At 67.5% G+C, this 23,154-nt stretch carries 21 protein-coding genes; 17 read left to right on the plus strand and 4 right to left on the minus strand.

Annotation, left to right across the window (positions count from 1 at the left end):
• Positions 1-212 precede the first annotated feature (212 nt).
• Positions 213-1,910, minus strand: coding sequence for a YbaL family putative K(+) efflux transporter (ybaL, locus tag ACM0PK_RS12880; RefSeq protein WP_414607158.1), 1,698 nt, complete (start codon positions 1,908-1,910; stop codon positions 213-215).
• A gap of 198 nt (positions 1,911-2,108) precedes the next feature.
• Positions 2,109-4,496, minus strand: a complete 2,388-nt coding sequence (locus ACM0PK_RS12885) for a TonB-dependent receptor plug domain-containing protein (RefSeq protein WP_414607157.1) — start codon at positions 4,494-4,496, stop codon at positions 2,109-2,111.
• Positions 4,497-4,830: 334 nt separating this feature from the next.
• Here ACM0PK_RS12885 and ACM0PK_RS12890 point away from each other — a divergent pair, with 334 nt between their 5' ends.
• On the plus strand, positions 4,831-6,696 hold the full coding sequence (locus ACM0PK_RS12890) for an ABC-F family ATP-binding cassette domain-containing protein (RefSeq protein ID WP_005418533.1): 1,866 nt from the start codon (positions 4,831-4,833) through the stop codon (positions 6,694-6,696).
• Between the two features lie 78 nt (positions 6,697-6,774).
• Here ACM0PK_RS12890 and ampR read toward each other — a convergent pair whose 3' ends face one another.
• The gene (gene ampR, locus ACM0PK_RS12895; RefSeq protein WP_329848126.1) at positions 6,775-7,641 is read right to left on the minus strand and encodes a LysR family transcriptional regulator AmpR; all 867 of its coding nucleotides are present in this window, start codon (positions 7,639-7,641) and stop codon (positions 6,775-6,777) included.
• Positions 7,642-7,815: 174 nt separating this feature from the next.
• Between ampR and blaL2 the strand changes: the two genes are divergently transcribed.
• The 3 genes from blaL2 (at position 7,816) to ACM0PK_RS12910 (ending at position 10,725) form a co-directional block, all read left to right on the plus strand.
• Complete coding sequence (gene blaL2, locus ACM0PK_RS12900) at positions 7,816-8,727, plus strand: L2 family extended-spectrum class A beta-lactamase (protein ID WP_111007689.1); 912 nt, start codon at positions 7,816-7,818, stop codon at positions 8,725-8,727.
• A gap of 85 nt (positions 8,728-8,812) precedes the next feature.
• Positions 8,813-10,030: a cation:proton antiporter gene (locus tag ACM0PK_RS12905; RefSeq protein ID WP_414607156.1), complete on the plus strand. Its 1,218-nt coding sequence runs from the start codon at positions 8,813-8,815 to the stop codon at positions 10,028-10,030.
• A 53-nt stretch (positions 10,031-10,083) separates the two neighbouring features.
• On the plus strand, positions 10,084-10,725 hold the full coding sequence (locus tag ACM0PK_RS12910) for a hypothetical protein (protein WP_005410764.1): 642 nt from the start codon (positions 10,084-10,086) through the stop codon (positions 10,723-10,725).
• A 50-nt stretch (positions 10,726-10,775) separates the two neighbouring features.
• On the opposite strand, the gene ACM0PK_RS12915 is transcribed toward ACM0PK_RS12910, so the two are convergent.
• Positions 10,776-11,519: a DUF3011 domain-containing protein gene (locus tag ACM0PK_RS12915; RefSeq protein ID WP_072167666.1), complete on the minus strand. Its 744-nt coding sequence runs from the start codon at positions 11,517-11,519 to the stop codon at positions 10,776-10,778.
• A 158-nt stretch (positions 11,520-11,677) separates the two neighbouring features.
• On the opposite strand from ACM0PK_RS12915, the gene aspS reads away from it, so the two are divergent.
• The 13 genes from aspS (at position 11,678) to tolA (ending at position 23,010) form a co-directional block, all read left to right on the plus strand.
• Positions 11,678-13,429 carry an aspartate--tRNA ligase gene (gene aspS, locus ACM0PK_RS12920; RefSeq protein ID WP_049415340.1) on the plus strand — a complete coding sequence of 584 codons (1,752 nt, stop codon included), beginning with the start codon at positions 11,678-11,680 and terminating at the stop codon, positions 13,427-13,429.
• Between the two features lie 16 nt (positions 13,430-13,445).
• A complete protein-coding gene (locus ACM0PK_RS12925) occupies positions 13,446-13,763 on the plus strand; it encodes a DNA primase (protein ID WP_065178902.1) in 318 nt (105 codons plus the stop codon).
• Between the two features lie 31 nt (positions 13,764-13,794).
• Positions 13,795-14,316: a GNAT family N-acetyltransferase gene (locus ACM0PK_RS12930; protein ID WP_049415346.1), complete on the plus strand. Its 522-nt coding sequence runs from the start codon at positions 13,795-13,797 to the stop codon at positions 14,314-14,316.
• Positions 14,317-14,391: 75 nt separating this feature from the next.
• Positions 14,392-15,024, plus strand: a complete 633-nt coding sequence (locus ACM0PK_RS12935; RefSeq protein ID WP_032954421.1) for an esterase/lipase family protein — start codon at positions 14,392-14,394, stop codon at positions 15,022-15,024.
• Between the two features lie 175 nt (positions 15,025-15,199).
• Entirely contained in the window at positions 15,200-15,931 is a 732-nt protein-coding gene (locus ACM0PK_RS12940; protein WP_005418519.1) for a YebC/PmpR family DNA-binding transcriptional regulator, read from the plus strand.
• Positions 15,932-16,036: 105 nt separating this feature from the next.
• On the plus strand, positions 16,037-16,558 hold the full coding sequence (gene ruvC / locus ACM0PK_RS12945) for a crossover junction endodeoxyribonuclease RuvC (RefSeq protein WP_005418518.1): 522 nt from the start codon (positions 16,037-16,039) through the stop codon (positions 16,556-16,558).
• Between the two features lie 13 nt (positions 16,559-16,571).
• Positions 16,572-17,165, plus strand: a complete 594-nt coding sequence (gene ruvA / locus ACM0PK_RS12950; RefSeq protein WP_414607155.1) for a Holliday junction branch migration protein RuvA — start codon at positions 16,572-16,574, stop codon at positions 17,163-17,165.
• A 118-nt stretch (positions 17,166-17,283) separates the two neighbouring features.
• Positions 17,284-19,134 carry a potassium transporter Kup gene (locus tag ACM0PK_RS12955; protein WP_414485319.1) on the plus strand — a complete coding sequence of 617 codons (1,851 nt, stop codon included), beginning with the start codon at positions 17,284-17,286 and terminating at the stop codon, positions 19,132-19,134.
• A gap of 126 nt (positions 19,135-19,260) precedes the next feature.
• Positions 19,261-20,301 (plus strand): Holliday junction branch migration DNA helicase RuvB, encoded by a 1,041-nt coding sequence (ruvB, locus tag ACM0PK_RS12960; protein WP_005418515.1) that lies wholly within the window; start codon positions 19,261-19,263, stop codon positions 20,299-20,301.
• The gene (gene ybgC, locus ACM0PK_RS12965; protein ID WP_414607154.1) at positions 20,291-20,722 is read left to right on the plus strand and encodes a tol-pal system-associated acyl-CoA thioesterase; all 432 of its coding nucleotides are present in this window, start codon (positions 20,291-20,293) and stop codon (positions 20,720-20,722) included. The genes ruvB and ybgC overlap by 11 nt, the downstream gene beginning before the upstream one ends.
• Before the next feature lie 10 nt (positions 20,723-20,732).
• Positions 20,733-21,512, plus strand: coding sequence for a protein TolQ (gene tolQ, locus ACM0PK_RS12970; protein WP_005410752.1), 780 nt, complete (start codon positions 20,733-20,735; stop codon positions 21,510-21,512).
• 24 nt (positions 21,513-21,536) lie between these two features.
• Positions 21,537-21,965, plus strand: a complete 429-nt coding sequence (gene tolR, locus ACM0PK_RS12975; RefSeq protein ID WP_005410751.1) for a protein TolR — start codon at positions 21,537-21,539, stop codon at positions 21,963-21,965.
• On the plus strand, positions 21,955-23,010 hold the full coding sequence (gene tolA / locus ACM0PK_RS12980; protein ID WP_069139342.1) for a cell envelope integrity protein TolA: 1,056 nt from the start codon (positions 21,955-21,957) through the stop codon (positions 23,008-23,010). Before tolR ends, tolA begins: the two co-directional genes overlap by 11 nt.
• Positions 23,011-23,154 lie beyond the last annotated feature (144 nt).

Raw genomic sequence — 23,154 nt, forward strand, 5'->3', positions numbered from 1 at the left:
GGTGAGGGCGCTTTGCTTGCGAAGCACTGCTTCGCAAGCGCCCGAACGCACAGCCGCCAGCGGCTGGGCCGGGCCCCGGAGGGGTACTTGCAGCGGCCCCTGCAAGCGGACCCACCCCGCCATCCCACGGATAGTCAGCTTTTGCCTTTGCCTTTGCCTTTGCCGTTGCCTTGGCAGGTGCAGGGCTGCAAGCCCTGCCGCAAGTACACCCCTCATACCACCGGAATGCTGTGCTGCCCCAGATTCCGGTACGGCGGCGTGGACATGACCATCTCCGCCAGCGAATAGGCCAGCTCGCGCTCGGCCATCACCGTGCCATCGGCACCATGCTCCAGCAGATGCTTCACTTCGGCATCGCTGTGCGCACGTGCCAGCAGGGTCAGGTCCGGGTTGATCGCACGCAGCTTGGCCAGTGCCTCGCCGGCTTCCAGCGGCTGTGGGATCGCCAGCACTGCGATCTTGGCCCGCTCCGGATGGGCCTCGGCCAGCACGCGGTCGGCGGCGGCGCTGCCACGGATCGCTGCCAAGCCCCTGGCGTGCGCCTGCTCGACGTGCTCTTTGTTGTCATCGATCACCAGCACCGGCACGCCGCGATCGCGCAGCACCTGGGCCAGCTCGCTGCCCACCCGGCCATAGCCGATCACGATGGCATGGTCATGCAGGTCGCGCGACGGGCCGGTCGCATCCTCCGGCTCCGGCGTTTGCGGCTGCTTTTCCTGCTTGGCCTGCCATCGGTCGAGCAGGCCGAACACCAGCGGGTTGAGCATGATCGATACCAGCGCGCCGGCCAGCACCAGCGACTGGCCTTCCTTCGGCAGGATCTGCAGCGCCACGCCGAGGCCGGCGATGATGAAGGCGAACTCGCCGATCTGGGCGAGGCTGGCCGAGATGGTCAGCGCAGTGCTGGTCGGGTGGCCGAACGCACGCACGATGAAGAACGCGGCTGCCGACTTGCCGAACATGATGATCAGCACTGTGGCCAGCACCTGCCACGGATGCTGGACGAGGATGTTGGGGTCGAACAGCATGCCGACCGAGACGAAGAACAACACGGCGAACGCATCGCGCAGCGGCAGCGAATCGTGCGCGGCCTTGTGGCTCAGTTCCGATTCGTTGAGCAGCATGCCGGCGAAGAACGCGCCCAGCGCGAACGAGACGCCGAACAGCATCGCCGAGCCGAACGCCACCCCCAGCGCGATTGCCAGCACCGACAGGGTGAACAGTTCGCGCGAACCGGTACCGGCGATACGTTCGAGGATCCAAGGGATGACCCGGCGCCCGACCACCAGCATCACCGCCACGAACAGGCCCAGCTGCACGAAGGTCCAGCCGATGTCGGCCAGCACGCTGCCCAGCGAGTGCGACTCCTTGGCCGCGTCGGGGCCGAACACACCGGCCATCACCGGCATCATCACCAGTGCCAGCACGCAGGCCAGGTCTTCCACGATCAGCCAGCCGACCGCGATCTTGCCGCGCATGGTTTCCAGCAGACGGCGTTCCTCCATCGCCCGCAGCAGTACTACGGTACTGGCCGTGGCCAGCGAGAAACCAAAGATGACGCCGTGAATGGCCGGCCAGCCCATCAGCGAGGCCACGCCCCAGCCGAGCAGGGTGGCCACCGCGATCTGGCCGATGGCGCCGGGGATGGCGATGGCCTTGACCGCCATCAGGTCCTTCAGCGAGAAGTGCAGGCCGACGCCGAACATCAGCAGCATCACGCCCAGTTCGGCCAGCTGGTTGGCCAGCGCCTGGTCGGCGACGAAGCCGGGGGTGAACGGGCCTACGCAGATGCCAGCAACCAGGTAACCGACCAGGGGAGACAAGCGGAGCTTGTTGGCCAGCGCGCCGAAGATGAAGGCGAGCCCCAGGCCAACGGCCACGATGTTGATCAGGTCGGTGTCATGGTGCATCGGCACTCGCAGGAAATCGGGGGTGCCCCGATTTTCACCGATGAAGCCAGATACGGCAAACCTGCCGTCCACGTGCCGTGGCCGGCGGGTTTGCCACGCATTTCTCCTCTACCCCCGCCTTCGGCGCGCCCCTTCAACAAGAAGGGGCTCTCCTCCAGATGCGGCCCGGGGTTGCCGGCCAGCGGCCGGCACTACCGCTTACCAGGTGTACTTGATCCGCCCGTACACATACGCGCCGTTGAAGCCGAACGGCGAGTAGTTGCTGTACGGCAGCATGCCGAAGGTGGAGTTCTGCAGGTCTTCGGTGCGGTCCGGGTACTTGTCCAGCAGGTTGTCGGCGCCCACGGTCAGAGTCCAGTTGCTGCTCGGCTTGTAGCTGGCCGAGGCATCCACCACCCAGGCATCGCCGTAGGTCTGGTCGCGCAGCGCGGTGGCCGAGTTGCGCACGGTGAACTTGCCGTAGCGGGTGGCGGCCAGGCCCAGTTCCCAGTGATCCGAACGCCAGGTGCCACTCAGGATCGCCTTGTCGCGCGGGTAGCTGTCCTCGATGCGGCCGATCTCATCACGGCCGATCAGCGACTGGGTCAGGCCCAGCGTGCCGAACACCGCTGGGGTGCCGCCGACACGGCGCACTTCGGTGTCGTTGTAGCTGTACGCAGCGGTCAGCTCCAGGCTGCTGGCGTTGAACGGCACCGTATAGCTGGACACGAAGTCGACGCCGCGGGTGCGCGTATCCAGGCCGTTGGTGAAGTACGAGAACGCGGTCACCTGCGGCAGGCCGAGGGTGCCCAGCAGCGCGCTGGTGGCGGCGTTGGTGGTGATGCTGGACGACAGCGCGATGCGGTCATCAATGTCGATCTGGTACGCATCGACGGTGATGTACAGGCGGTCGACCGGCTGCAGTACCAGGCCCAGGCTGTAGGAGGTGGACGTCTCGGCCTTCAGCGGCGAGGCGCCCAGTGCCTGCGCGGCCGGGCTGGTGGTCGGGAAGGTGCCGCGCTCGACGAACACGCCGTTGAGGAACTGGCTGGTGACCGCCTGGTAGCCCTGCTGCGCCAGCGACGGTGCACGGAAGCCGCTGGAGGCGGTGGCACGCAGCGCGACCTTGTCGGTGAACGCATAGCGTGCCGACAGCTTGCCGGAGAAGCGGTCGCCGAAGTCCGAGTAGTCCTCGTAGCGGCCGGTGATGCCGGCCGAGAACTTCTCGGTCAGGTCCGCTTCCAGGCCCGCATAGACCGCGTAGTTGTGGCGGTCGGCATGCACTTCATTGGTCGGGGTGAAGCCGGCGAAGCCCTGCGCGCCGCTGCCGGTGTACGAGTTCAGTTCGCCCGGGTTCTGGTCCCACTTCTCCTTGCGGTACTCACCGCCGAAGGACAGCGTGACCGGGTAGGCAAGGCCCCAGTCCAGCGACTTGGTCAGGTCGGCGTTGAAGATGTCCTGCTGGTACTTCAGCGTGCCGTCGTAGAACGAGCGCGGGCTGGTCGCACCGAGGCTGTAGTTGATGCTGTTGCGGGTGTGGAAATCGAGGGTGTTCTCGCCGTGGTTCAGGCTCAGGTCCCAGGTCCAGCCGCTGTCGGTGTTGCCCTTGACCCCGGCCACCAGCGAGCGGTCCTTGGAATACTGGTTGATCTCCGGCACGTAGCCGTCCGGATAGGTCTGCGCCAGCAGCGCGCTCTGCCCGCTGTGGTTGCGCGAACGGTAGAACGCAAACGAGGTGATGTCGCGATTGCTGAGCAGCGCGCTGGCGTAGCCGGTCACGTGGTCGCTGAAGTCGAAGCTGGCGTTGGCCGACGCAGCAGTGGCATCCACGCGCGGGTCGCCGACGATGAAGGTCTTCTGGCCGATGCTGGGGAAGTTGCCGGTGTTCGGCGTGGTGCCGCGGTACGGGCCGGCGCGGTTGCTTTCATCCTGCTGGCTGATCTGGCCGGCCACGTGCACGCGGCCTCGGCCGTTGCCGAACTCGACGCCGGTATCGCCGGAAAGCTGGTACTTGTTGCCGTCGCCGGCGGAGTACTGGCCGTAGTCCACGGCCAGGCTGCCGCCACTGCCGCTGCCCTTGAGCACGATGTTGATGACGCCGGCAATGGCGTCCGAGCCGTACTGCGCCGACGCGCCGTCGCGCAGCACTTCCACGCGCTCGATCGCGGCGATCGGGATCGCGTTGATGTCCACCGCAGACGAGCCACGACCGATGCTGCCGTTGACGTTGATCATCGCTGAGGTGTGGCGGCGCTTGCCGTTGACCAGCACCAGCACCTGGTCCGGCGACAGGCCGCGCAGTTGCGCCGGGCGCACGCCGCTGGTGCCGTCGGTCAGGGCAGGGCGCGGGAAGTTCAGTGAGGGCAGGGCGCGTGACAGGGCGGTGGCCAGTTCGCTGGTGCCGGTGGACTGCAGCGCTTCGGGGGTGATGATGTCGATCGGCGACTGCGATTCGGCGACGGTGCGGTCGGCCACGCGGGTGCCGGTGACGATCACGGTGTCCAGGGTGTTGGCGGCGGTGCCGGCCTGCTGGGCGGCGGCGACGAACGGAGAGCCACCGAGTGCGACAGCGACGGCGGCGGCGATCAGGCTGGTCTTGCGGGTCATCGGGATGGGCTCCGGTTGGCGGGGGCGGCACCGGAATCGACATCACGGGGGTGAGGCGGACGGCGGTTGTTGCGGTGCGCAATACAGCAATTAACGGGATATTCAGTGCCTGTCAAATGCCGGTCATCGGAAAAAACGTTGCAGCAGCAACCATTTAGCCCGGGCAGGCATCGGCGGGGAGGAGACCCGGGACGCGCGCGGCGAGGACGTGGGAGAGAGGAACGTCGGCCACTGCGCATCCCGGGACGCGTCAAGTATTCGTTAACGCTAGAATTGCGTCGCAGGAACAGTGCTCACCAGCACATTCCATCCGGTTATATGGACCCCTTCCCCGATGATCTCCCTTCGTAATTTCGCCTTGCGCCGCGGCGAGCGGCTGCTGTTGTCCAATGTCGACCTGACCCTGCACGCCGGTTACCGGGTAGGTGTGGTCGGCCGCAACGGTGCTGGCAAATCCAGCCTGTTCGCGGCGGTGAAGGGCGAACTGGAGGCCGACAAGGGTGACGTCGACCTGCCCGGCAAGGTCCGTATCGCCAGCGTGGCCCAGGAAACCCCGTCGCTGCCGGACCCGGCGCTGAGCTTCGTGCTGGGCGGCGATACCGAGGTGGCCGCGGTGCTGGCCGAAGAGGCCGAGGCGACCGCCCGCGAAGACTGGGAGGCGGTGGCCAACGCACACACGAAGATGGCCGAGATGGGCGCCTACGACGCCGAAGCGCGCGCCGGCAAGCTGTTGCACGGCCTTGGTTTCCCGGCCGAGACCCACCACCGCGCGGTGTCCTCGTTCTCCGGTGGCTGGCGCGTGCGCCTGAACCTGGCCCGCGCGCTGATGATGCCCAGCGACCTGCTGCTGCTCGACGAACCGACCAACCACCTCGATCTGGACGCGGTGTACTGGCTGGAACAGTGGCTGCTGAAGTACCCGGGCACCCTGCTGCTGATCTCGCATGACCGCGAGTTCCTCGACAACGTGGCCACCCACACCCTGCACCTGCACGGCGGCGGCGCCAAGCTCTACCCGGGCGGCTACACCGATTTCGAGCGCCAGCGCGCCGAACAGCTGCGCCAGCAGCAGATCGCGCACGAGAAGGAGCAGGCCGAGCGTGCCCACCTGCAGAGTTTCATCGACCGCTTCAAGGCGCAGGCCAGCAAGGCCGCGCAGGCGCAGAGCCGCATGAAGCGCCTGGCCAAGCTGGCCGGCACCGAAGCGGTGCGCGCCGAACGCGAGTTCCGCATCGAGTTCGCGCCGCCGGCCAAGCTGCCGTTCTCGCTGATCCGCCTGAATCACGTCGAGGCTGGCTATGGCCAGGACGCGGTGATCCTGCACAACGTCGGATTCGGCCTGGAAGCGGGCCAGCGCATTGGCCTGCTCGGCCCGAACGGCGCCGGCAAGACCACCCTGGTGAAGACCCTGGTGGGTGAACTGGCGCCGATCGTCGGTGAGCGCATGGCGCACCCGGACCTGAAGATCGGCTACTTCGCCCAGCACACGGTGGAGTCGCTGCACGAAGGCCAGTCGCCGATGGAGCACTTCCGCGAGATTGCCCCGGATGCGCCGAACCAGTCGTTCCGCGATTTCCTTGGCAAGTGGAATTTCCCGGGCGACCGTGCGTTCGAGCCGGTCGATGGTTTCTCCGGTGGCGAGCGCGCGCGCCTGGCGCTGGCGCTGATCGCCTGGCAGCAGCCGAACGTGCTGCTGCTGGACGAACCGACCAACCACCTTGACCTGGAAATGCGCGAAGCGCTGGCCGAAGCGCTGGCCACCTTCGAAGGCGCGATCGTGATGGTCTCGCATGACCGCCACCTGATCGGCCTGGTCTGCGATACCTACTGGCGCGTGGCCGATGGCGTGGTCGAGCCGTTCGACGGTGACCTGGATGCATACGCCGCGTGGCTGCGCACCCGTCCGCAGGCGCAGGGCACGAAGGCCCGCATGGAGCAGGTGGAAGAGCCGGTGGTGGTCAAGACCGCCCCGGTGGCACAGGTGGTGCAGAAAAAGCCCGTGAACCCGCACAAGCTGGCCGCCGCCGAGGCCAAGGTGGCCGAGCTGGAAGGTGTGCTGGCCGAGCTGGACCGCCAACTCGCCGACCCGGCCAACTATGCCGATGCCAGCCGCATGGCGGTGATCGGCCGTGACCGCGAAACCGCTGCCGCGCAGCTGGAAAAGGCCGAAGCGGCCTGGATGGAACTGCTCGAGTCCTGACCGGTAGTGCCGGCCGCTGGCCGGCAGCGCGATGCGCCCACAACGATCAAGGGATTGCCGGCCAGCGGCCGGCACTGCCTACGCGCCCTGCGCCTGCAGCCACTCGCGGAAGCGCTTGGCCGGCTCGCGCTCGGCGCGCGAACGTAGCCGCGTCAGCCAGTATCGGCCCAGCTCCAGCGTGGTGCCGAACGGCTGCAGCAGGCGGCCTTCGGCCAGTTCCTGCTCGAACATGCGCAGCGGCAGCAAGGCCACGCCGGCACCGCCGGCGGCGGCCATCGCCACCGTCAGCGAGGAATCGAACACCGGCCCACGGGCTTCCACGCCGCTGACGCCGGCCGCCTGCAGCCAGCGCGGCCATTCGTCGCTGCGATAGGAACGCAGCAACGGCAGCGTGGCCAGGTCGCGCGGCTGCTTCAGCCGCCGCGCCAATGCCGGGGCGCACAGCGGCGCGAAGGGCGCATTGAGGATCGGCGTGCAGGCCTGGCCCTGCCAGTCGCCATCACCGAAGCGGATGGCCAGATCCAGCCCCTCGCCGGCCAGGTCGATGCGGTTGTTGTGGGTCTGCAGGCGCAGCTCGATGTCCGGATGCGCGGCCTCGAATGCGGCCAGCCGTGGCAGCAGCCAACCGGTGGCGAAGGTGCCGACCACCCCCAGCGTCAGCACTTCGCGGGCCGGCCCGCCGGTGTAGCGCGCGATGCTGGCCGAGATGCGTTCGAACGATTCGTTGAGCACCGGATACAGCGCTGCGCCTTCATCGGTCAGCGCCACGCCGCGCGGCAGGCGATGGAACAGGCGGATGCCGAGCCGGTCTTCCAGGCCTCGGATCTGGTGGCTCAGCGCCGCCTGGCTGACACACAGCTCCAGCGCGGCACGGGTGAAGTTCTGATGGCGGGCGGCGGCCTCGAACGCGCGCAGCGCATTCAGCGGCAGGGTCGGGTGCAGCATCGTGCAGTCGTGAGCTGGAGTGATGGCTGATCCTACCCTGTCGATGGAGTTGTTCGTAACAGCAGTGGGTTGAATGCGACAGGAATGAATAATTTTCATGTCTCTCGCTGATATTTCGCGCTGGTCGCCCATCGTGCTGGCCTGAATAATCGAGGGGTTGCCAGGAGATTCCGTATGCTCGCCCGTCGCCGATTCCTGCAGTTCAGTGGTGCCGCCGCCGCTTCTTCGCTTGCCCTGCCGTTGCTGGCGCGTGCGGCAGGCAAGGCCAGCGCACGCGCACCGACCGAGGCTGCCATTACCACCGCCAACGATTTCGCAGCGCTGGAGATGGCCTGCGCCGGCCGCCTGGGCGTGACCCTGCTCGACACCGCCAGCGGTCGCCGCTTGGGTCATCGCCAGGATGAGCGCTTCCCGATGTGCAGTACCTTCAAGAGCATGCTGGCGGCTACCGTGCTCAGCCAGGCCGAGCGTGCGCCCGCGCTGCTCGACCGGCGCGTGCCGGTGCGCGATGCCGATCTGCTCTCGCATGCACCGGTCACCCGCCGTCATGCCGGCAAGGACATGACCGTGCGTGACCTGTGCCGGGCCACTGTGATCACCAGTGACAACACCGCCGCCAACCTGCTGTTCGGCGTGGTCGGTGGCCCGCCCGCGGTGACCGCGTTCCTGCGTGCCAGCGGCGATACGGTCAGCCGCAGCGATCGGCTGGAGCCGGAAATGAACAGCTTCGCCGAGGGCGACCCGCGCGACACCACCACCCCGGCGGCGATGGCCGCCACCCTGCAGCGTGTGGTGCTGGGCGATGTGCTGCAACCGGCGTCGCGGCAGCAGCTGTCCGACTGGCTGATCGACAATGAGACCGGTGATGCCTGCCTGCGCGCGGGACTCGGCAAGCGCTGGCGGGTGGGTGACAAGACCGGCAGCAATGGTGAAGACGCGCGCAACGACATCGCCGTCCTGTGGCCCTTGTCCGGCGGCGCACCGTGGGTGCTGACCGCCTATCTGCAGGCCAGTGCGATCAGCAACGAGCAGCGCGCCGGGGTGCTGGCGCAGGTGGGGCGCATTGCCGATCGCCTGATCGGTTGAGGTAACCGGGAGTCATCCAGAAACGGCTTGCCGGATCGGTTCAGCGCGCGCATCCTGCGCGCGTTCCAACCCCACGGAAGACCCCATGAGCCATGAACTGATCTACCTGCTGCTGATCTTCGCGCTGCTGGTGATCCCACGCGCGTTGCAGCGTTTCAGCCTGCCCGCCCCGTTGACCTGCCTGCTGTTCGGCATCATCGGCATGCTCTGGCTGGGGGATCAGGCACATGATGCGGTGATCGGACTGCTGGCCACCCTGGGCATTTCCTCGCTGTTCCTGTTCGCCGGCCTGGAAGTGGATCTGCAGGCGCTGCGCCGGGGCATGTGGCCGCTGCTGGCACATCTGGTCATCCGTACCGGCACGCTGTTCGGCGTCGGCTGGTTGGCCTGGCGTTACGCAGGATTGCCGTGGCAGGCCGCCGGGCTGCTGGCGTTGGCGCTGCTGACGCCCTCGACCGGTTTCATCATGGACTCGCTGTCGCGGCTGGGCCTGAGCGAGGACGAACGGTTCTGGGTGACCAGCAAGGCCATCGCCGGTGAGCTGCTGGCGCTGGCGGCGTTGTTCATCGTGCTGCAGGCCGGCGACCCGGGGCACATGGCACTGTCCAGCCTGGCGCTGCTGGCGATGATGGTCGGCCTGCCGCTGCTGTTCATCGCGCTGGGCCGCTGGGTGGCGCCGCACGCGCCGGGCTCGGAGTTCTCGCTGCTGGTGATGGTCGGCATGGTGGCGGCCTACATCACCTACCTGCTGGGCGTGTATTACCTGGTGGGCGCGTTCATCGCCGGCCTGGTTGCGCGCCTGCTGCACCAGCGCATGCCGCTGCTGGCCTCGCACGAGAACCTGCACGCGCTGCGCCTGTTCGCCTCGTTCTTCGTGCCGTTCTACTTCTTCAACGCCGGCACCAAGGTGCCCAGCGAAGCGTTGAGCTTCGAGGCGCTGGGGCTGGGCATCGTGATCACCCTGGTGGTGCTGCCGCTGCGCATCGGCGTGGTCTGGCTGCAGCGCCGGGTGATGTTCGGCGAGAGCTTCCGCAGCAGCCTGCGCGTCTCGCTGGCGCTGGCTCCGACCCTGATCTTCACCCTGGTGCTGGCGGCGATCATGCGCGAGCGTTTCCAGATTCCGGCGGTGCTGTTCGGCGCGCTGCTGCTGTACGCCGCACTGACCACGCTGCTGCCGTCGCTGGTGTTCCGCACGCCGTTCGACGTCGATCCGGTGGAGCAGGAACCGGTGGGCGAGGGCGAGGCCGCGCCGGTAGCGGCGGCGACCGAAGCACTGCCGGCAGCACCGTCTGCCGAGCGCTGAGCGGGACTGGCGCGCGGTTTGCGCCCATCGTCCATGGCCGTTAGGGTTGGGGTATGAGACCGATTGCCGTTGCCACTACCGCCGCCCTCCTGCTCAGCCTCGCTGCGTGCACGCAGCGCTCCGACACGGTCGCCCATGACCTGGCGACCGCACCGGCCGATGCGTTCATGGCCGCCATCGCCGCACATTGCGGCCAGGCCTACGTCGGCAAGGTGGTGGAGGACACGCCTGCACCGACCGCCAAGGATCCGTTCGCCGGGCAGCGCCTGGTCATGCATGTGCGCGGCTGCGCCGACCCGGCGCACGAGCTGCGCATCCCGTTCCATGTCGGTGATGACCACTCGCGGACCTGGGTGCTGACCCGCACGCCGAACGGGCTGCGGCTGAAGCACGACCATCGCCACGAAGACGGCAGCCCCGACGCGATCACCCTGTACGGTGGCGACAGCACGCCGCCGGGCACCGCCGAGCGCCAGCAGTTCCCGGCCGATGCCGATTCGGTGGCGATGTTCCGCCGTGCCGACATGCTGGCTTCCACGCATAACACCTGGGCGATGGAGATCGATCCGGATCAGACGTTCGTCTACGAACTGACGCGCCCGGACGGCCGCCGCTTCCGCGTGCAGTTCGACCTGAGCAAGCCGGTCGACCTGCCACCGCCACCGTGGGGCGACGACACAGCACCCGCGCCGTGATCCCCGGGTCGGACCCCTCCTGCGGAGGGCTCTGACCCCAACCCCTCAACTCAACGCGTACCGAAGCGCGCCCGGCAACCGTTGCTCACCCACACCTGGCCCCGTGCGTAGCCCCAGCTACGGCCCTCCTGGCAGGCGCTGCCGGACAGCTGCTGCTGCAGCACCGGCCGGCCCTGGCGCTCATCCCAGTCGCAGTTCTGCGTGCGGTTGTTGTTGCTGCTGCAGGTGATGGAGTAGTTGCTGTTGCCGCCGCCCCAGCCACCGCCCCCGCCGCCCCAGCCGCGAGCTTCGGCGAATTCGGCGCGGCAGCCGTTGCTGACCCACACCGCGCCATTGCGCACCCCCCAGGTACGGCCTTCGTCGCAGGGGCTGCCGGACAGCTGGCGGACCAGGCGGGCATTGCGCCAGCCGACCGGGCAGCTGCGTTCGCGATTGTTCTGGCTCTCACAGCGGATGGTCTCGCCGGGCCGGCCGTTGTTGCCGCCCCAGCCACCGCCGTTGCCGCCGCCCCAGCCACCACGGGCCTCGACGAATTCGGCGCGGCAGCCATTGCTGACCCAGATGCTGCCATTGCGGCTGCCCCAGGTGCGGCCCTCGTCGCAGGCGCTGCCGGACAGCTGGCGGACCAGCTGCGCATTGCGCCAGCCTGTGTTGCACACGCGTTCTCGGTTGTTCTGGCTCTCGCAACGGATCACCCCGCTTTGCGCGGCGGCCGGGGCGGAGGGCAGGGCGAGCGTGGCGATGGTGCCCAGGCTCAGGGTCACGGCCAGGCGGGCCAGGGACAGCGGATTCATGGCGGCATCCCATACGGTGGCAGGTGTCTGACTATAGGGAGGGGGATGATCAAGCCGGTGAGACTGGCCGGATTTGCCCCGGCCGGGGCCTCGGCCGCAGAATACGAGGCTTTCCGGCCCCCATCCGGTGCCGGCGTTCTCCAGCGGAGCTTCCCCCAATGCGTACCCACTTCTGCGGCCTGGTCGACGAGACCCTGATTGGCCAGACTGTCACCCTCGCCGGTTGGACCGACGTGGCCCGTAACCAGGGCGGCGTCTGCTTCATCGATCTCCGCGATCATGAAGGCATCGTGCAGGTGACCGTGGAGGTCGACAACGCCGAAGTGTTCGCCGTGGCGGCTTCGCTGGGCTACGAGGACGTGCTGCAGGTGGAGGGCGTCGTGCGCGCCCGCCACGCGGTGAACGACAAGATGCGCACCGGCAAGGTGGAAGTGATCGCCACTGCCATCACTGTGCTGAACAAGGCTGCGCCCCTGCCGTTCCACGCCCACGAGAACCCGGGCGAGGAAACCCGCCTGAAGTACCGCTACCTGGACCTGCGCCGTCCGGAAATGCAGCGCATGCAGCGCACCCGCATCAAGCTGGTGCAGGCCCTGCGCCGCCACCTGGACGAGAAGGGCTTCCAGGACATCGAAACCCCGATCCTGACCAAGGCCACCCCGGAAGGCGCGCGCGACTTCCTGGTGCCGGCGCGCATGCACCCGGGCGAGTTCTACGCCCTGCCGCAGAGCCCGCAGCTGTTCAAGCAGATCCTGATGGTGGCCGGCTTCGACCGCTACTACCAGATCGCGCGCTGCTTCCGCGACGAAGCGCTGCGTGCCGACCGCCAGCTGGAGTTCACCCAGCTGGACATGGAATTCGCCTTCGTGCGCGAGCGCGACGTGCAGGACTTCGTTGAAGACATGATCCGCGCCATCTTCAAGGAAGTGGTCGACGTCCAGCTGGATGCCAGCTTCCCGCGCATGACCTGGGCCGAGGCGATGCGTCGCTACGGTTCGGACAAGCCGGACCTGCGCATCGCGCTGGAGCTGGTCGACGTGGCTGAGCTGGTCAAGGACAGCGAGTTCGCAGTGTTCACCGGCCCGGCCAACGATGCCGAAGGCCGCGTCGCCGCGCTGCGCATCCCGGGCGGTGCAGCGCTGAGCCGCAAGCAGATCGACGAGTACGCCGCGCACGCCGCCAAGTACGGCGCCAAGGGCCTGGCCTACATCAAGATCGCCGACAACGGCGAGGTCAGCTCGCCGATCCAGAAGTTCTTCAGCGAGGCCTCCTTCGCTGCGCTGGTCGCCCATGTTGGCGCCGGCAACGGCGACATCGTGTTCTTCGGTGCCGGTGGCTACAACAAGGTCTCCGACTTCATGGGCGCGCTGCGCCTGAAGGCCGGCAAGGACTTCGGCCTGGTCGCCGATGGCTGGGCGCCGCTGTGGGTCACCGACTTCCCGATGTTCGAATGGGACGAGGAAGAACAGCGCTACGTCGCGCTGCATCACCCCTTCACCGCACCGGCCGTGGATGACATCGCCGATCTGCGCGCCAACGCCCGTACCGCCGTCTCGCGCGGTTACGACATGGTGCTCAACGGCAATGAAATCGGCGGCGGTTCGATCCGTATCCACCGTCCGGACATGCAGAGCGCAGTGTTCGAGCTGCTCGGCATCGGTGCCGAAGAAGCCCGTGCCAAGTTCGGCTTCCTGCTCGACGCGCTGAACTACGGCGCGCCGCCGCACGGTGGCATCGCCTTCGGCATCGACCGCATCGCCGCGCTGATGGCCGGCACCGAGTCGATCCGCGACGTCATCCCGTTCCCGAAGACCACCGGTGCACAGGATCTGATGACCGACGCGCCGTCGCCGATCGTCGACGCGCAGCTGGCCGAAGTGCACATCCAGGTTCGCCCCAAGACCAACTGATCAGGAGATCCAGGCAATGACCGAGTTTGCGTTTTCGCTGGAGTGGGAAAAGCTGGGCAATGAAGGCTCCGAGGCCAACCTGGTCACCGAGCGTGCACGCGTGTTCGGTGGTTGGCTGGTCCGCGTTGGTACCAGCCCGGCGGCGATGGCCCTGACCTTCGTCGCCGACGGCGAAGGCCGTTGGGACGGTGAAGACTTCGGCGTCGAGGATTACGAGGACGACGAAGAGGAAGAGTACGAAGAGGACGAGGAAGGCGAGGAAGAAGAGGACGAGGACGAAGAGGAGTACGAGGAAGAGGACGAGGAAGAAGAGGAGTCGCCTGAAAAGGCTTGACCCCCGCTTCGCCCTGGCGTCAACTTCCTGCATGTATTCGATCCGCCGCGCCACTGTGGACGATGCGCCGACCCTGTCGGCGCTGGCCGCCCGCACATTCACCGAAACCTTCGGCCATCTGTACCCGCCGCAGGACCTGCAGGCCTTCCTGGAGGAGGCCTACACGGTCGAGCGCCAGCGCGTGATCCTGGCCCACCCCGATTACGCGGTGTGGCTGCTGGAACTGGATGGGGAAGCGGTCGGCCATGCCGCCGCCGGCCCCTGTGGCCTGCCGCATCCGGATGTGAAACCCGGTGACGGCGAACTCAAGCGCTTGTACCTGATCAAGACGCAGCAGAGCTGCGGCTGGGGCAGCCGCCTGCTGGAAACCGCGCTGGCTTGGCTGGAGCGCGAAGGCCCGCGCACGCTGTGGCTGGGCGTGTGGTCGGAGAACTTCGGCGCGCAACGCTTCTACGCCCGCTATGGTTTCGAGAAGGCCGGCGAGTACCTGTTCCCGGTTGGCGATACCAACGATCTTGAATTCATCCTGCGCCGCGCACCGCGCGCGGCCTGACGTTCACCGCCGCTTGCTGCGCGCGCGTGTTCAATCACCTCACGTTCCTGCCCCGCTGACCGCCAGGCTGTTTGCATGACTCCCCCCGTATTGCTGCTCCATGGCATCTGGAATGCCCGCGCCTGGGTCGGGCCGCTGGCCTGGCGCCTGCGCGCGCGTGGTTTCCAGGTGCATGCGTTCGGTTACTCCTCGGTGTTCGGTGGTCCCGACGTGGCGGTGCCCCAGCTGCTGGAACGGTTGGCCGACGCCGGGCCGTTGTCGCTGGTCGGCCACAGCCTGGGCGGGTTGCTGGCGCTGGAAGCGCTGCGGCGCAATCCGCAGCTGCCGGTGCAGCGGGTGGTCTGCCTGGGTTCACCGCTGCGCGGCAGTGGCACCGCACGCTCGTTGTCCGAGCACGGCTGGGGCCTGGCGCTGGGACGCAGCAGCGAGCTGCTGCTCGATGGCCTGCCGGACTGGCAGGGCAGGGCCGAGGTTGGCCTGATTGCCGGCTCGGTGCCGCACGGGCTGGGCAGCCTGCTGGGTGCCATCGACGATGCCTCCGATGGCACCGTGGCACTGGCCGAGACCCGGCTGCCGGGCCTGGCCGACCATTGCGTGGTCCGCACCAGCCACAGCGGCCTGGTGGTGTCGCCCGACGCCGCGCGGCAGACCGCGCATTTCCTGCGTCATGGCAAGTTCGACCACAGCCGCGACGCGGCGGCGGCATAGGGGCGGGAAGGCAGGGCCGCCCTGTAGAGCCGAGCCCATGCTCGGCAGCATTCCGTCGGGCCCATTGAGCCGAGCATTGGCTCGGCTCTACAACAATACGGGCCTAGACACGGTTGCAGCGCCCGATCAGGTAGAATCCGCGCCTTGATCCTGAAGCAGCCAGACGGTAGCACCCATGGGTAGAGGCCCCTCCATCGAAGCCCGCAAGAACGCGTCCGACGCGAAGCGCGGCAAGATTTTCACCAAGATCATCCGCGAGATCGGCGTTGCCGCGCGCGGCGGTGGAGGCGACCCCAACAACAATCCGCGCCTGCGCGTGGCCGTGGACAAAGGCCTGGCCGTGAACATGTCCAAGGACGTGATCGAGCGTGCCATCAAGAAGGCGACCGGTGAGCTGGAAGGCGTCGACTACGAGGAAGTCCGCTACGAGGGCTACGCCCCGGGTGGCGTGGCCGTGATCGTCGACTGCCTGACCGACAATCGCGTGCGCACTGTGGCCGACGTCCGCCATGCGTTCAGCAAGTGCGGTGGCAACATGGGCACCGAGGGCTCGGTGGCCTTCATGTTCAAGCGCCTGGGCGTGCTCAGCTTCGCCGCAGGGGCCGACGAGGAAGCCATCACCGAAGCGGCCATTGAGGCCGGTGCCGATGACATCGTGGTCTACCCCGATGACGGCTCGATCGATGTGGTCACCAGCCCTGACGCGTTCAACGCGGTGAAGGATGCGATGGCCGCCGCCGGCCATGTCGCCGACCACGCCGAGATCACCTTCCGCGCGGACAACGACATCAAGGTTGAAGGCGACGTCGCCCTGCAGGTCAAGAAGCTGCTGGACATGCTCGAAGACCTGGACGACGTGCAGGACGTGTATTCCAACGCCGAACTCGGCGCCGACGCCTACGCCTGAGCCGTCTTCGACGGCCTGGGCGCGGGCCGTTGAACGGTCACCGCGGACAGTCATGAGCCCCTACGCCTGCCAGCGCATCCCGTTCCGCCCCGCCAGGAGTGCAGCATGACCCGCATCCTCGGCATCGACCCCGGTTCGCAGCGGACCGGGGTCGGCATCATCGATGTCGATGCCGCCGGCCGCGTCACCTACGTGCACCACCAGCCATTGGTGCTGCTGGGCGCCGACGACTTCCCGCAGCGCATGAAGCTGCTGGTGCTGGGCCTGGCCGACCTGTGCCGCGAGTACCAGCCGCAGGAAGTGGCCATTGAAAAGGTGTTCATGGCCCGTAATCCCGATTCGGCGCTGAAGCTGGGCCAGGCCCGGGGCGCGGCGATCTCGGCCGTGGTGCTGCGCGACCTGCCGGTGCACGAATACGCCGCCAGCGAGATCAAGCTCGCCGTGGTTGGCCGTGGTGGCGCCGAAAAGCAACAGGTTCAACACATGGTCGGGCTCATGCTCAACCTGAAAACCAAGCTGCAGGCCGACGCGGCCGACGCGTTGGCGGTGGCGATCACCCATGCCCACGTACGGGCAACGGCCAACCGCCTGGGGCTCAGTGCCCGCCAGGCGTGGGGCCGCAAATGAGGAGCTGCACGCAATGATCGGTCGACTGCGCGGCATCGTCGCCTACAAGGCGCCGCCGTGGCTGATGGTGGACGTGAACGGGGTGGGCTACGAACTGGAGGCGCCGATGAGCACCTTCTACGACCTGCCCGAGCTCGGCCGCGAGGTCACGCTGTACACCCACTACGCGCAGAAGGAAGACAGCGTTTCGCTGTACGGGTTCCTGCGCGAGGGGGAGCGGCGCCTGTTCCGCGACGTGCAGAAGGTCAGTGGCATTGGCGCGAAGATCGCGCTGGCGGTGCTGTCCGGCGTTTCCGTCGAGGAGTTCGCGCGCATGGTCCAGGCCGGTGACATCACCGCGCTGACCCGCATTCCCGGCATCGGCAAGAAGACTGCCGAGCGCATGGTGCTGGAACTGCGTGACCGTGCCGCCCAGTTCGGTGCCGGCGGCGCGCTGCCCACCGGCAGCGGCCCGGCCCCGGCCGACCCGCTGTCCGATGCCACCGTGGCCCTGCAGCAGCTGGGCTACAAGCCGGCCGAAGCGGCACGCATGGCCCGCGACGCCTTCAACGAAGGCGACGAAGTGGCCACCGTGATCCGCAAGGCGCTGCAGTCGGCGCTGCGCTGAGCCGCGTCCCTTTCCTTCAACGAACCGCCTGAGCGTCGCCAGGAGTCCCATGTCCAGCAGTCAAACCCCGCACGCAGCTGCCGCCGGCAGCCACGGTCACGCCCCTCCAGCAGGAGGCATGGCGCTGATCATCGGTGCGATCGGCGTGGTGTTCGGCGATATCGGTACCAGCCCGCTGTACACGCTGAAGGAGGCGTTCTCGCCACACTACGGGCTCAACAGCGACCACGACACCGTGCTGGGCGTGCTGTCGCTGGCGTTCTGGGCGCTGAACATCGTGGTCACGCTGAAGTACGTGACCATCATCATGCGCGCCGACAACGACGGCGAGGGCGGCATCATGGCGCTGATGGCGTTGACCCAGCGCACGCTGCGCAACGGCTCGCGCTCGGCCTACGTGGTCGGCATCCTCGGCATTTTCGGTGCGTCGCTGTTCTTCGGCGACGGCGTGATCACCCCGGCGATATCGGTGCTGGGTGCGGTGGAGGGCCTGGAGGTGGCCGCGCCGGGCCTGCATGCCTTCATCGTGCCGATCACGGTGGTGGTGCTGTTGATGGTGTTCGCGGCGCAGCGCTTCGGTACCGAGAAGATCGGCAAGGCCTTCGGCCCCATCACGTCGGTCTGGTTCATCTCGCTGGCGGCGATCGGCATCTACAACATCGTCGATGCGCCGGAAGTGCTCAAGGCATTCAACCCGTGGTGGGCGATCCGCTTCTTCATGGAGCACAGCTGGCATGGGATCTTCATCCTCGGCGCAGTGGTGCTGGCGGTGACCGGTGGCGAGGCGCTTTACGCCGACATGGGCCACTTCGGTGCCAAGCCGATCCGACACGCCTGGTACTTCTTCGTGCTGCCGTGCCTGGTGCTGAACTACCTGGGGCAGGGCGCACTGGTGCTCAACCACCCCGAGGCGCTGAAAAACCCGTTCTTCGAGGCGGTGCCGCCGTGGGCGCTGTACCCGATGATCATCCTGGCCACCATGGCGGCGGTGATTGCCTCGCAGTCGGTCATCACCGGTGCGTTCTCGGTCTCGCGTCAGGCGATGCAGCTGGGCTACATCCCGCGCATGCGCATCAAGCACACCTCGCACGACACCATCGGCCAGATCTACATCCCGGGCATCAACTGGGGCATCGCGGTGATGGTGATCGGCCTGGTGCTGGCCTTCCGCAGCTCGTCCAACCTGGCGGTGGCCTACGGTATCTCGGTGTCGGCCACCATGCTGATCGACACCCTGCTGCTGGCCCTGGTGGCCCGTTCGCTGTGGCCGAAGGCGCGCGCCTGGCTGCTGCCGCTGTGCGTGGTGTTCTTCATCATCGACCTCGGCTTCGTCATCGCCAACGGTGCCAAGCTGCTGCAGGGCGCCTGGTTCCCGGTGGTACTGGGGATCTTCCTGTTCACCATGATGCGCACCTGGCGCCGTGGCCGCGAACTGCTGCGCGATGAGATCCGCAAGGACGGCATCCGCCTGGATACCTTCCTGCCTGGGCTGATGCTGGCACCGCCGGTGCGCGTGCCGGGCACTGCAGTGTTCCTCACCGCCGACCCGACCGTCGCCCCGCATGCGCTGATGCACAACCTCAAGCACAACAAGGTGCTGCACGAACGCAACGTGTTCCTGCACGTGGAGACCCTGCCGATCCCGTATGCGATGGAAGGGCAGCGGCTGAAGATCGAATCGGTGGGCGACGAGTTCTACCGCGTCTATGTGCGCTTCGGCTTCATGGAAACCCCGGACGTGCCGCTGGCGCTGATGCGCTCGTGCGACCACGGTGGCATCTACTTCGACCCGATGGACACCACCTTCTTCGCCAGCCGCGAAACCATCGTGGCCACCGCCAACCGCGGCATGCCGATTTGGCGCGACAAGCTGTTCGCGCTGATGCACCGGAATGCCGCGCCGGCCACGGGCTTCTTCCGTATTCCCGGCAACCGCCTGGTCGAACTCGGGGCCCAGGTCGAGATCTGAGGTCTGGTAGTGCCGGCCGCTGGCGGGCATCCGCCGCACCACCGGTGTTCATGGGGTTGCCGGCCAGCGGCCGGCACTACCGTGCTTCCGGCCCCGGAATGCAACCATTTACCGCATAATCACGGTATGACCGACGACCGCATCATCGGCGCCGGCGCCACCCGCGAGGATGACGCCGCCGACGCCAGCATCCGCCCCAAGCGCCTGGCCGACTATCTCGGCCAGGCCCCGGTGCGCGAGCAGATGGAGATCTACATCGAAGCGGCCAAGGGGCGCGGCGACGCGCTCGACCACGTGCTGATCTTCGGGCCGCCCGGCCTGGGCAAGACCACGCTCAGCCACGTCATCGCCAACGAACTGGGCGTGGCCCTGCGGGTGACCTCCGGCCCGGTGATCGAGAAGGCCGGCGACCTGGCCGCGCTGCTGACCAACCTGCAGCCGCACGACGTGTTGTTCGTGGATGAGATCCACCGCCTGTCGCCGGTGGTCGAGGAAGTGCTGTACCCGGCGATGGAAGACTTCCAGATCGACATCATGATCGGTGAGGGCCCCGCGGCCCGTTCGATCAAGATCGACCTGCCGCCGTTCACCCTGATCGGTGCCACCACCCGCGCCGGCCTGCTGACCGCGCCGCTGCGCGACCGCTTCGGCATCGTCCAGCGGCTGGAGTTCTACAGCGTCGAGGAGCTGACCCGGATCGTGCGCCGTTCGGCCACCATCCTCGGCATCGACTGCACCGCTGATGGCGCCGGCGAGATCGCGCGCCGCGCGCGCGGCACCCCGCGTATCGCCAACCGCCTGCTGCGCCGCGTGCGCGACTACGCGCAGGTGAAGGCGGGCGGCCACATCGACGAGGCCGTGGCGCAGGCCGCGATGAAGATGCTCAAGGTTGATCCGGAAGGCTTCGACGAGCTCGACCGGCGCCTGCTCAAGACCCTGGTCGACTATTTCGATGGCGGCCCGGTCGGCATCGAGTCGCTGGCCGCGGCGCTGTCCGAGGAGCGCGGCACGCTGGAAGACGTGGTCGAGCCGTACCTGATCCAGCAGGGCTTCCTGGTGCGCACCGCGCGCGGCCGCATGGCCACCCACAAGGCCTACCGGCACATGGGCTTGAAGCCGAAGAACCCGCCGCAGGATCTGTTCGCGGAGGTTCCCGATGTCGGTTGAGCCACTATTCAGTTGGCCGACACGCATTTACTGGGAAGATACCGACGCAGGCGGCGTGGTCTACCACGCCCGCTACGTGGCCTTCATGGAACGGGCCCGGACCGAATGGATGCGTGCGCTCGGCTACGGCCAGGAGCGCATGCGCGCCGAGCATGGGATGGTCTTCGCGGTGCGCTCGATGCAGATGGATTTCATCAAGCCGGCACGGCTGGATGACACCCTGCAGGTGAGCGCCCACCTGGTCCAGCTGAAGAAGGCCAGCATGGTCTTCGACCAGCAGATCCTGCGCGACGGCGAGCTGCTGCTGTCGGCCCGGGTCCGCATCGCCGCACTGGAAGCGGCCAGTTTCCGCCCGCGTGGCATGGACGAGGCCGTCCTTGCCATGCTGCAACCCCACCTCCACCCCGAATCCGAACACTGAGGAACAACGGATGATCGCAACGCTCCTGGCCCTGCAGGCCACGGTCACCGAGGCACTGCCGGCCGACGTCAGCAACGCCGCGACACAGACCCTTGCCCAGGCCACCACCGGCGGCGGCATCAACTACCTCGAACTGATGGCCAAGGCCAGCCTGCCGGTGAAGATCATCGTGCTGCTGCTGCTGGTCGGCTCGTTCGTCAGCTGGGTGATCATTTTCCGCAAGGCCCGCGTGTTCAAGCAGGCCACCCGCGAAGCTGACGAGTTCGAGAACCGCTTCTGGTCCGGCGCCGACCTGGGCAAGCTGTACAGCGCCGCCACCGACCGCAGCCGCAGCGTGACCGGCCTGGAAGCCATCTTCGAAGCTGGTTTCCGCGAGTACACCCGCCTGCGCGACAAGCGCCGCCTGGATGGCCGTGCGCAGCTGGAAGGCGCGCAGCGTGCCATGCGCACCACCTACACCCGCGAAGTGGACCAGCTTGAGCGCAACCTGGAACTGCTGGCCAACATCGGTTCGACTGCCCCGTACGTGGGCCTGGTCGGTACCGTGTTCGGCATCATGGTGACCATGCACGACATGATCAGCAGCGGTGCGCAGGCCGGTATCGCCGCCGTCGCGCCAGGCATCTCCGAAGCCCTGTTCGCCACCGCCATCGGCCTGTTCGTGGCGATCCCGGCGGTGTGGGCCTACAACCGCTTCACCACCCGCGTGGAGCGCATGTCGGTGCGGTTCGAGACCTTCGCCGAAGAGTTCAGCTCCATCCTGCAGCGCCAGAGCGCTGGCGACGAGTAAGCGCCTGACCCGGGAGTCCAAGCCATGTCCGCTGCCATCGGTCGCCGCAAGCGCCGCAAGCTGAAATCGGAAATCAACGTCGTTCCCTACATCGACGTCATGCTGGTGCTGCTGATCATCTTCATGGTCACCGCGCCGCTGCTCACCCTGAGCTTCGACGTCGACCTGCCGCAATCCAACGCCAAGGCGCTGGAAAGCAAGCAGGACCCGGTGATCGTCTCGGTGCGCCAGGACGGCCAGCTCAGCCTGAAGCTGCCCGACGCCAAGGAGCCGACCGCCGTGTCGGCCGAGGAACTGGAAGGCCGCCTGGCCGGCATCGCCGCCCAGGACAAGGGCGTGCGCGTGATCGTCGCCGCCGACCGTGCCGTGGCCTATGAAAAGGTCATCGCCGCGATGGATGTGATCAAGCGCGCCAAGGTAGACAAGGTAGGCCTGGCCACCGATGCACGCTGACGCCCTGCCACCTCCGCAGCAGCGCGAACCCGGCTGGGGCCTGCCCCTGGCGCTGGCGTTGCTGGTGCACCTGCTGGTCGCGCTGGTCTTCATCGTGGCCTGGTTCTGGTCGCCCGAGCGCAACACCGACGCCGCCGCCGGTGATCCGTCGGTGGAGGCCAGCCTGGCGCTGTCCGCGTCCGAAGCGTCCGCCGCCCGCCAGGCCCTGCGCCAGTCCGAAAAGCTGGAGGACCTGCCGCCGCCGGTGGCCGAGCCGGTTCCGGTGCCGGAAGACACCATTCCGCCGCCACAGCCGATTCCCGAGCCGCGCCCACAGGACGCCCCCACGCCGCAGCAGCAACAGGCACAGGAGCGTGTCGCGCAGCCGGATACCAAGGACCAGGAAGCGGTCAGCGCGTTGGCCATCTCGCAGGAGAAGGCCAGGCAGGAGCAGGAAGCCAAGCGCCGCCAGGAGCAGATCGACCTGACCGAACGCAAGCGCCAGGAAGAGGCCGAGCAGAAGCTGCGCCTGGCCAAGCAGCAGGAAGAAGACGCGAAGAAGAAGCTGGCCGATCAGGCGCGTCAGGCTGCGGACAAGGCCGAGGCCGAGAAGCAGAAGAAGATCGCCGAGATCCGTGCCCGCCGCGAACAGGCCGAAAAGGAAGCCAAGCTGGCTGAGCAGAAGCTGCGCCAGGTCGCCGCCGCGCGCAATGCCGCGGGCAGTGCCGCCGCCGGTTCCAGCGGTGCGTCCCAGCCGGCCGCCGGTGGTGGTGGCAACAGCGATGATCTTTCGGCCAAGTACGCCGCGGCGATCCAGGCCAAGGTGCTGTCGCAGTGGGTGCGGCCGGACACGGTGCCGCTGGGCCAGCGCTGCCAGATCACCATCACCCAGATTCCGGGTGGCACGGTGATGCAGGCCAAGGTCAGCCCGAACTGCCCGTACGACGAGGCCGGCAAGCGTTCGATCGAGGCCGCCGTGCTCAACGCGCAGCCGCTGCCGTACCGTGGCTTCGAGTCGGTGTTCGCACGCACGCTCAACTTCACGTTTACTGCCCAGGATCGCTGAGGCGGCGGGCCGGGGCGGCTCTCGAGCCACCCGCGCCCACGGTTGTCGCGCTTGCCTCTGGTGTGCTCGGTTTCGACCGGGCAGGCTGTGGGCTGCTGTCGAACACCGTCCTCCGGGGCGGCGTGACCAGGGCAGACGGTGCGA

Origin of the sequence: Stenotrophomonas sp. FR010 (genome assembly GCF_047520755.2) — a bacterium.
GTDB classification, from domain to species: Bacteria; Pseudomonadota; Gammaproteobacteria; order Xanthomonadales; family Xanthomonadaceae; genus Stenotrophomonas; species Stenotrophomonas sepilia.

What these genes read in the sequence shown, in the direction of transcription:
- ybaL (WP_414607158.1), bottom strand. Translation starts at nt 1,910, where the DNA reads ATGCACCATGACACCGACCTGATCAACATCGTGGCCGTTGGCCTGGGG.
- ACM0PK_RS12885 (WP_414607157.1), bottom strand. Translation starts at nt 4,496, where the DNA reads ATGACCCGCAAGACCAGCCTGATCGCCGCCGCCGTCGCTGTCGCACTC.
- ACM0PK_RS12890 (WP_005418533.1), top strand. Translation starts at nt 4,831, where the DNA reads ATGATCTCCCTTCGTAATTTCGCCTTGCGCCGCGGCGAGCGGCTGCTG.
- ampR (WP_329848126.1), bottom strand. Translation starts at nt 7,641, where the DNA reads ATGCTGCACCCGACCCTGCCGCTGAATGCGCTGCGCGCGTTCGAGGCC.
- blaL2 (WP_111007689.1), top strand. Translation starts at nt 7,816, where the DNA reads ATGCTCGCCCGTCGCCGATTCCTGCAGTTCAGTGGTGCCGCCGCCGCT.
- ACM0PK_RS12905 (WP_414607156.1), top strand. Translation starts at nt 8,813, where the DNA reads ATGAGCCATGAACTGATCTACCTGCTGCTGATCTTCGCGCTGCTGGTG.
- ACM0PK_RS12910 (WP_005410764.1), top strand. Translation starts at nt 10,084, where the DNA reads ATGAGACCGATTGCCGTTGCCACTACCGCCGCCCTCCTGCTCAGCCTC.
- ACM0PK_RS12915 (WP_072167666.1), bottom strand. Translation starts at nt 11,519, where the DNA reads ATGAATCCGCTGTCCCTGGCCCGCCTGGCCGTGACCCTGAGCCTGGGC.
- aspS (WP_049415340.1), top strand. Translation starts at nt 11,678, where the DNA reads ATGCGTACCCACTTCTGCGGCCTGGTCGACGAGACCCTGATTGGCCAG.
- ACM0PK_RS12925 (WP_065178902.1), top strand. Translation starts at nt 13,446, where the DNA reads ATGACCGAGTTTGCGTTTTCGCTGGAGTGGGAAAAGCTGGGCAATGAA.
- ACM0PK_RS12930 (WP_049415346.1), top strand. Translation starts at nt 13,795, where the DNA reads ATGTATTCGATCCGCCGCGCCACTGTGGACGATGCGCCGACCCTGTCG.
- ACM0PK_RS12935 (WP_032954421.1), top strand. Translation starts at nt 14,392, where the DNA reads ATGACTCCCCCCGTATTGCTGCTCCATGGCATCTGGAATGCCCGCGCC.
- ACM0PK_RS12940 (WP_005418519.1), top strand. Translation starts at nt 15,200, where the DNA reads ATGGGTAGAGGCCCCTCCATCGAAGCCCGCAAGAACGCGTCCGACGCG.
- ruvC (WP_005418518.1), top strand. Translation starts at nt 16,037, where the DNA reads ATGACCCGCATCCTCGGCATCGACCCCGGTTCGCAGCGGACCGGGGTC.
- ruvA (WP_414607155.1), top strand. Translation starts at nt 16,572, where the DNA reads ATGATCGGTCGACTGCGCGGCATCGTCGCCTACAAGGCGCCGCCGTGG.
- ACM0PK_RS12955 (WP_414485319.1), top strand. Translation starts at nt 17,284, where the DNA reads ATGGCGCTGATCATCGGTGCGATCGGCGTGGTGTTCGGCGATATCGGT.
- ruvB (WP_005418515.1), top strand. Translation starts at nt 19,261, where the DNA reads ATGACCGACGACCGCATCATCGGCGCCGGCGCCACCCGCGAGGATGAC.
- ybgC (WP_414607154.1), top strand. Translation starts at nt 20,291, where the DNA reads ATGTCGGTTGAGCCACTATTCAGTTGGCCGACACGCATTTACTGGGAA.
- tolQ (WP_005410752.1), top strand. Translation starts at nt 20,733, where the DNA reads ATGATCGCAACGCTCCTGGCCCTGCAGGCCACGGTCACCGAGGCACTG.
- tolR (WP_005410751.1), top strand. Translation starts at nt 21,537, where the DNA reads ATGTCCGCTGCCATCGGTCGCCGCAAGCGCCGCAAGCTGAAATCGGAA.
- tolA (WP_069139342.1), top strand. Translation starts at nt 21,955, where the DNA reads ATGCACGCTGACGCCCTGCCACCTCCGCAGCAGCGCGAACCCGGCTGG.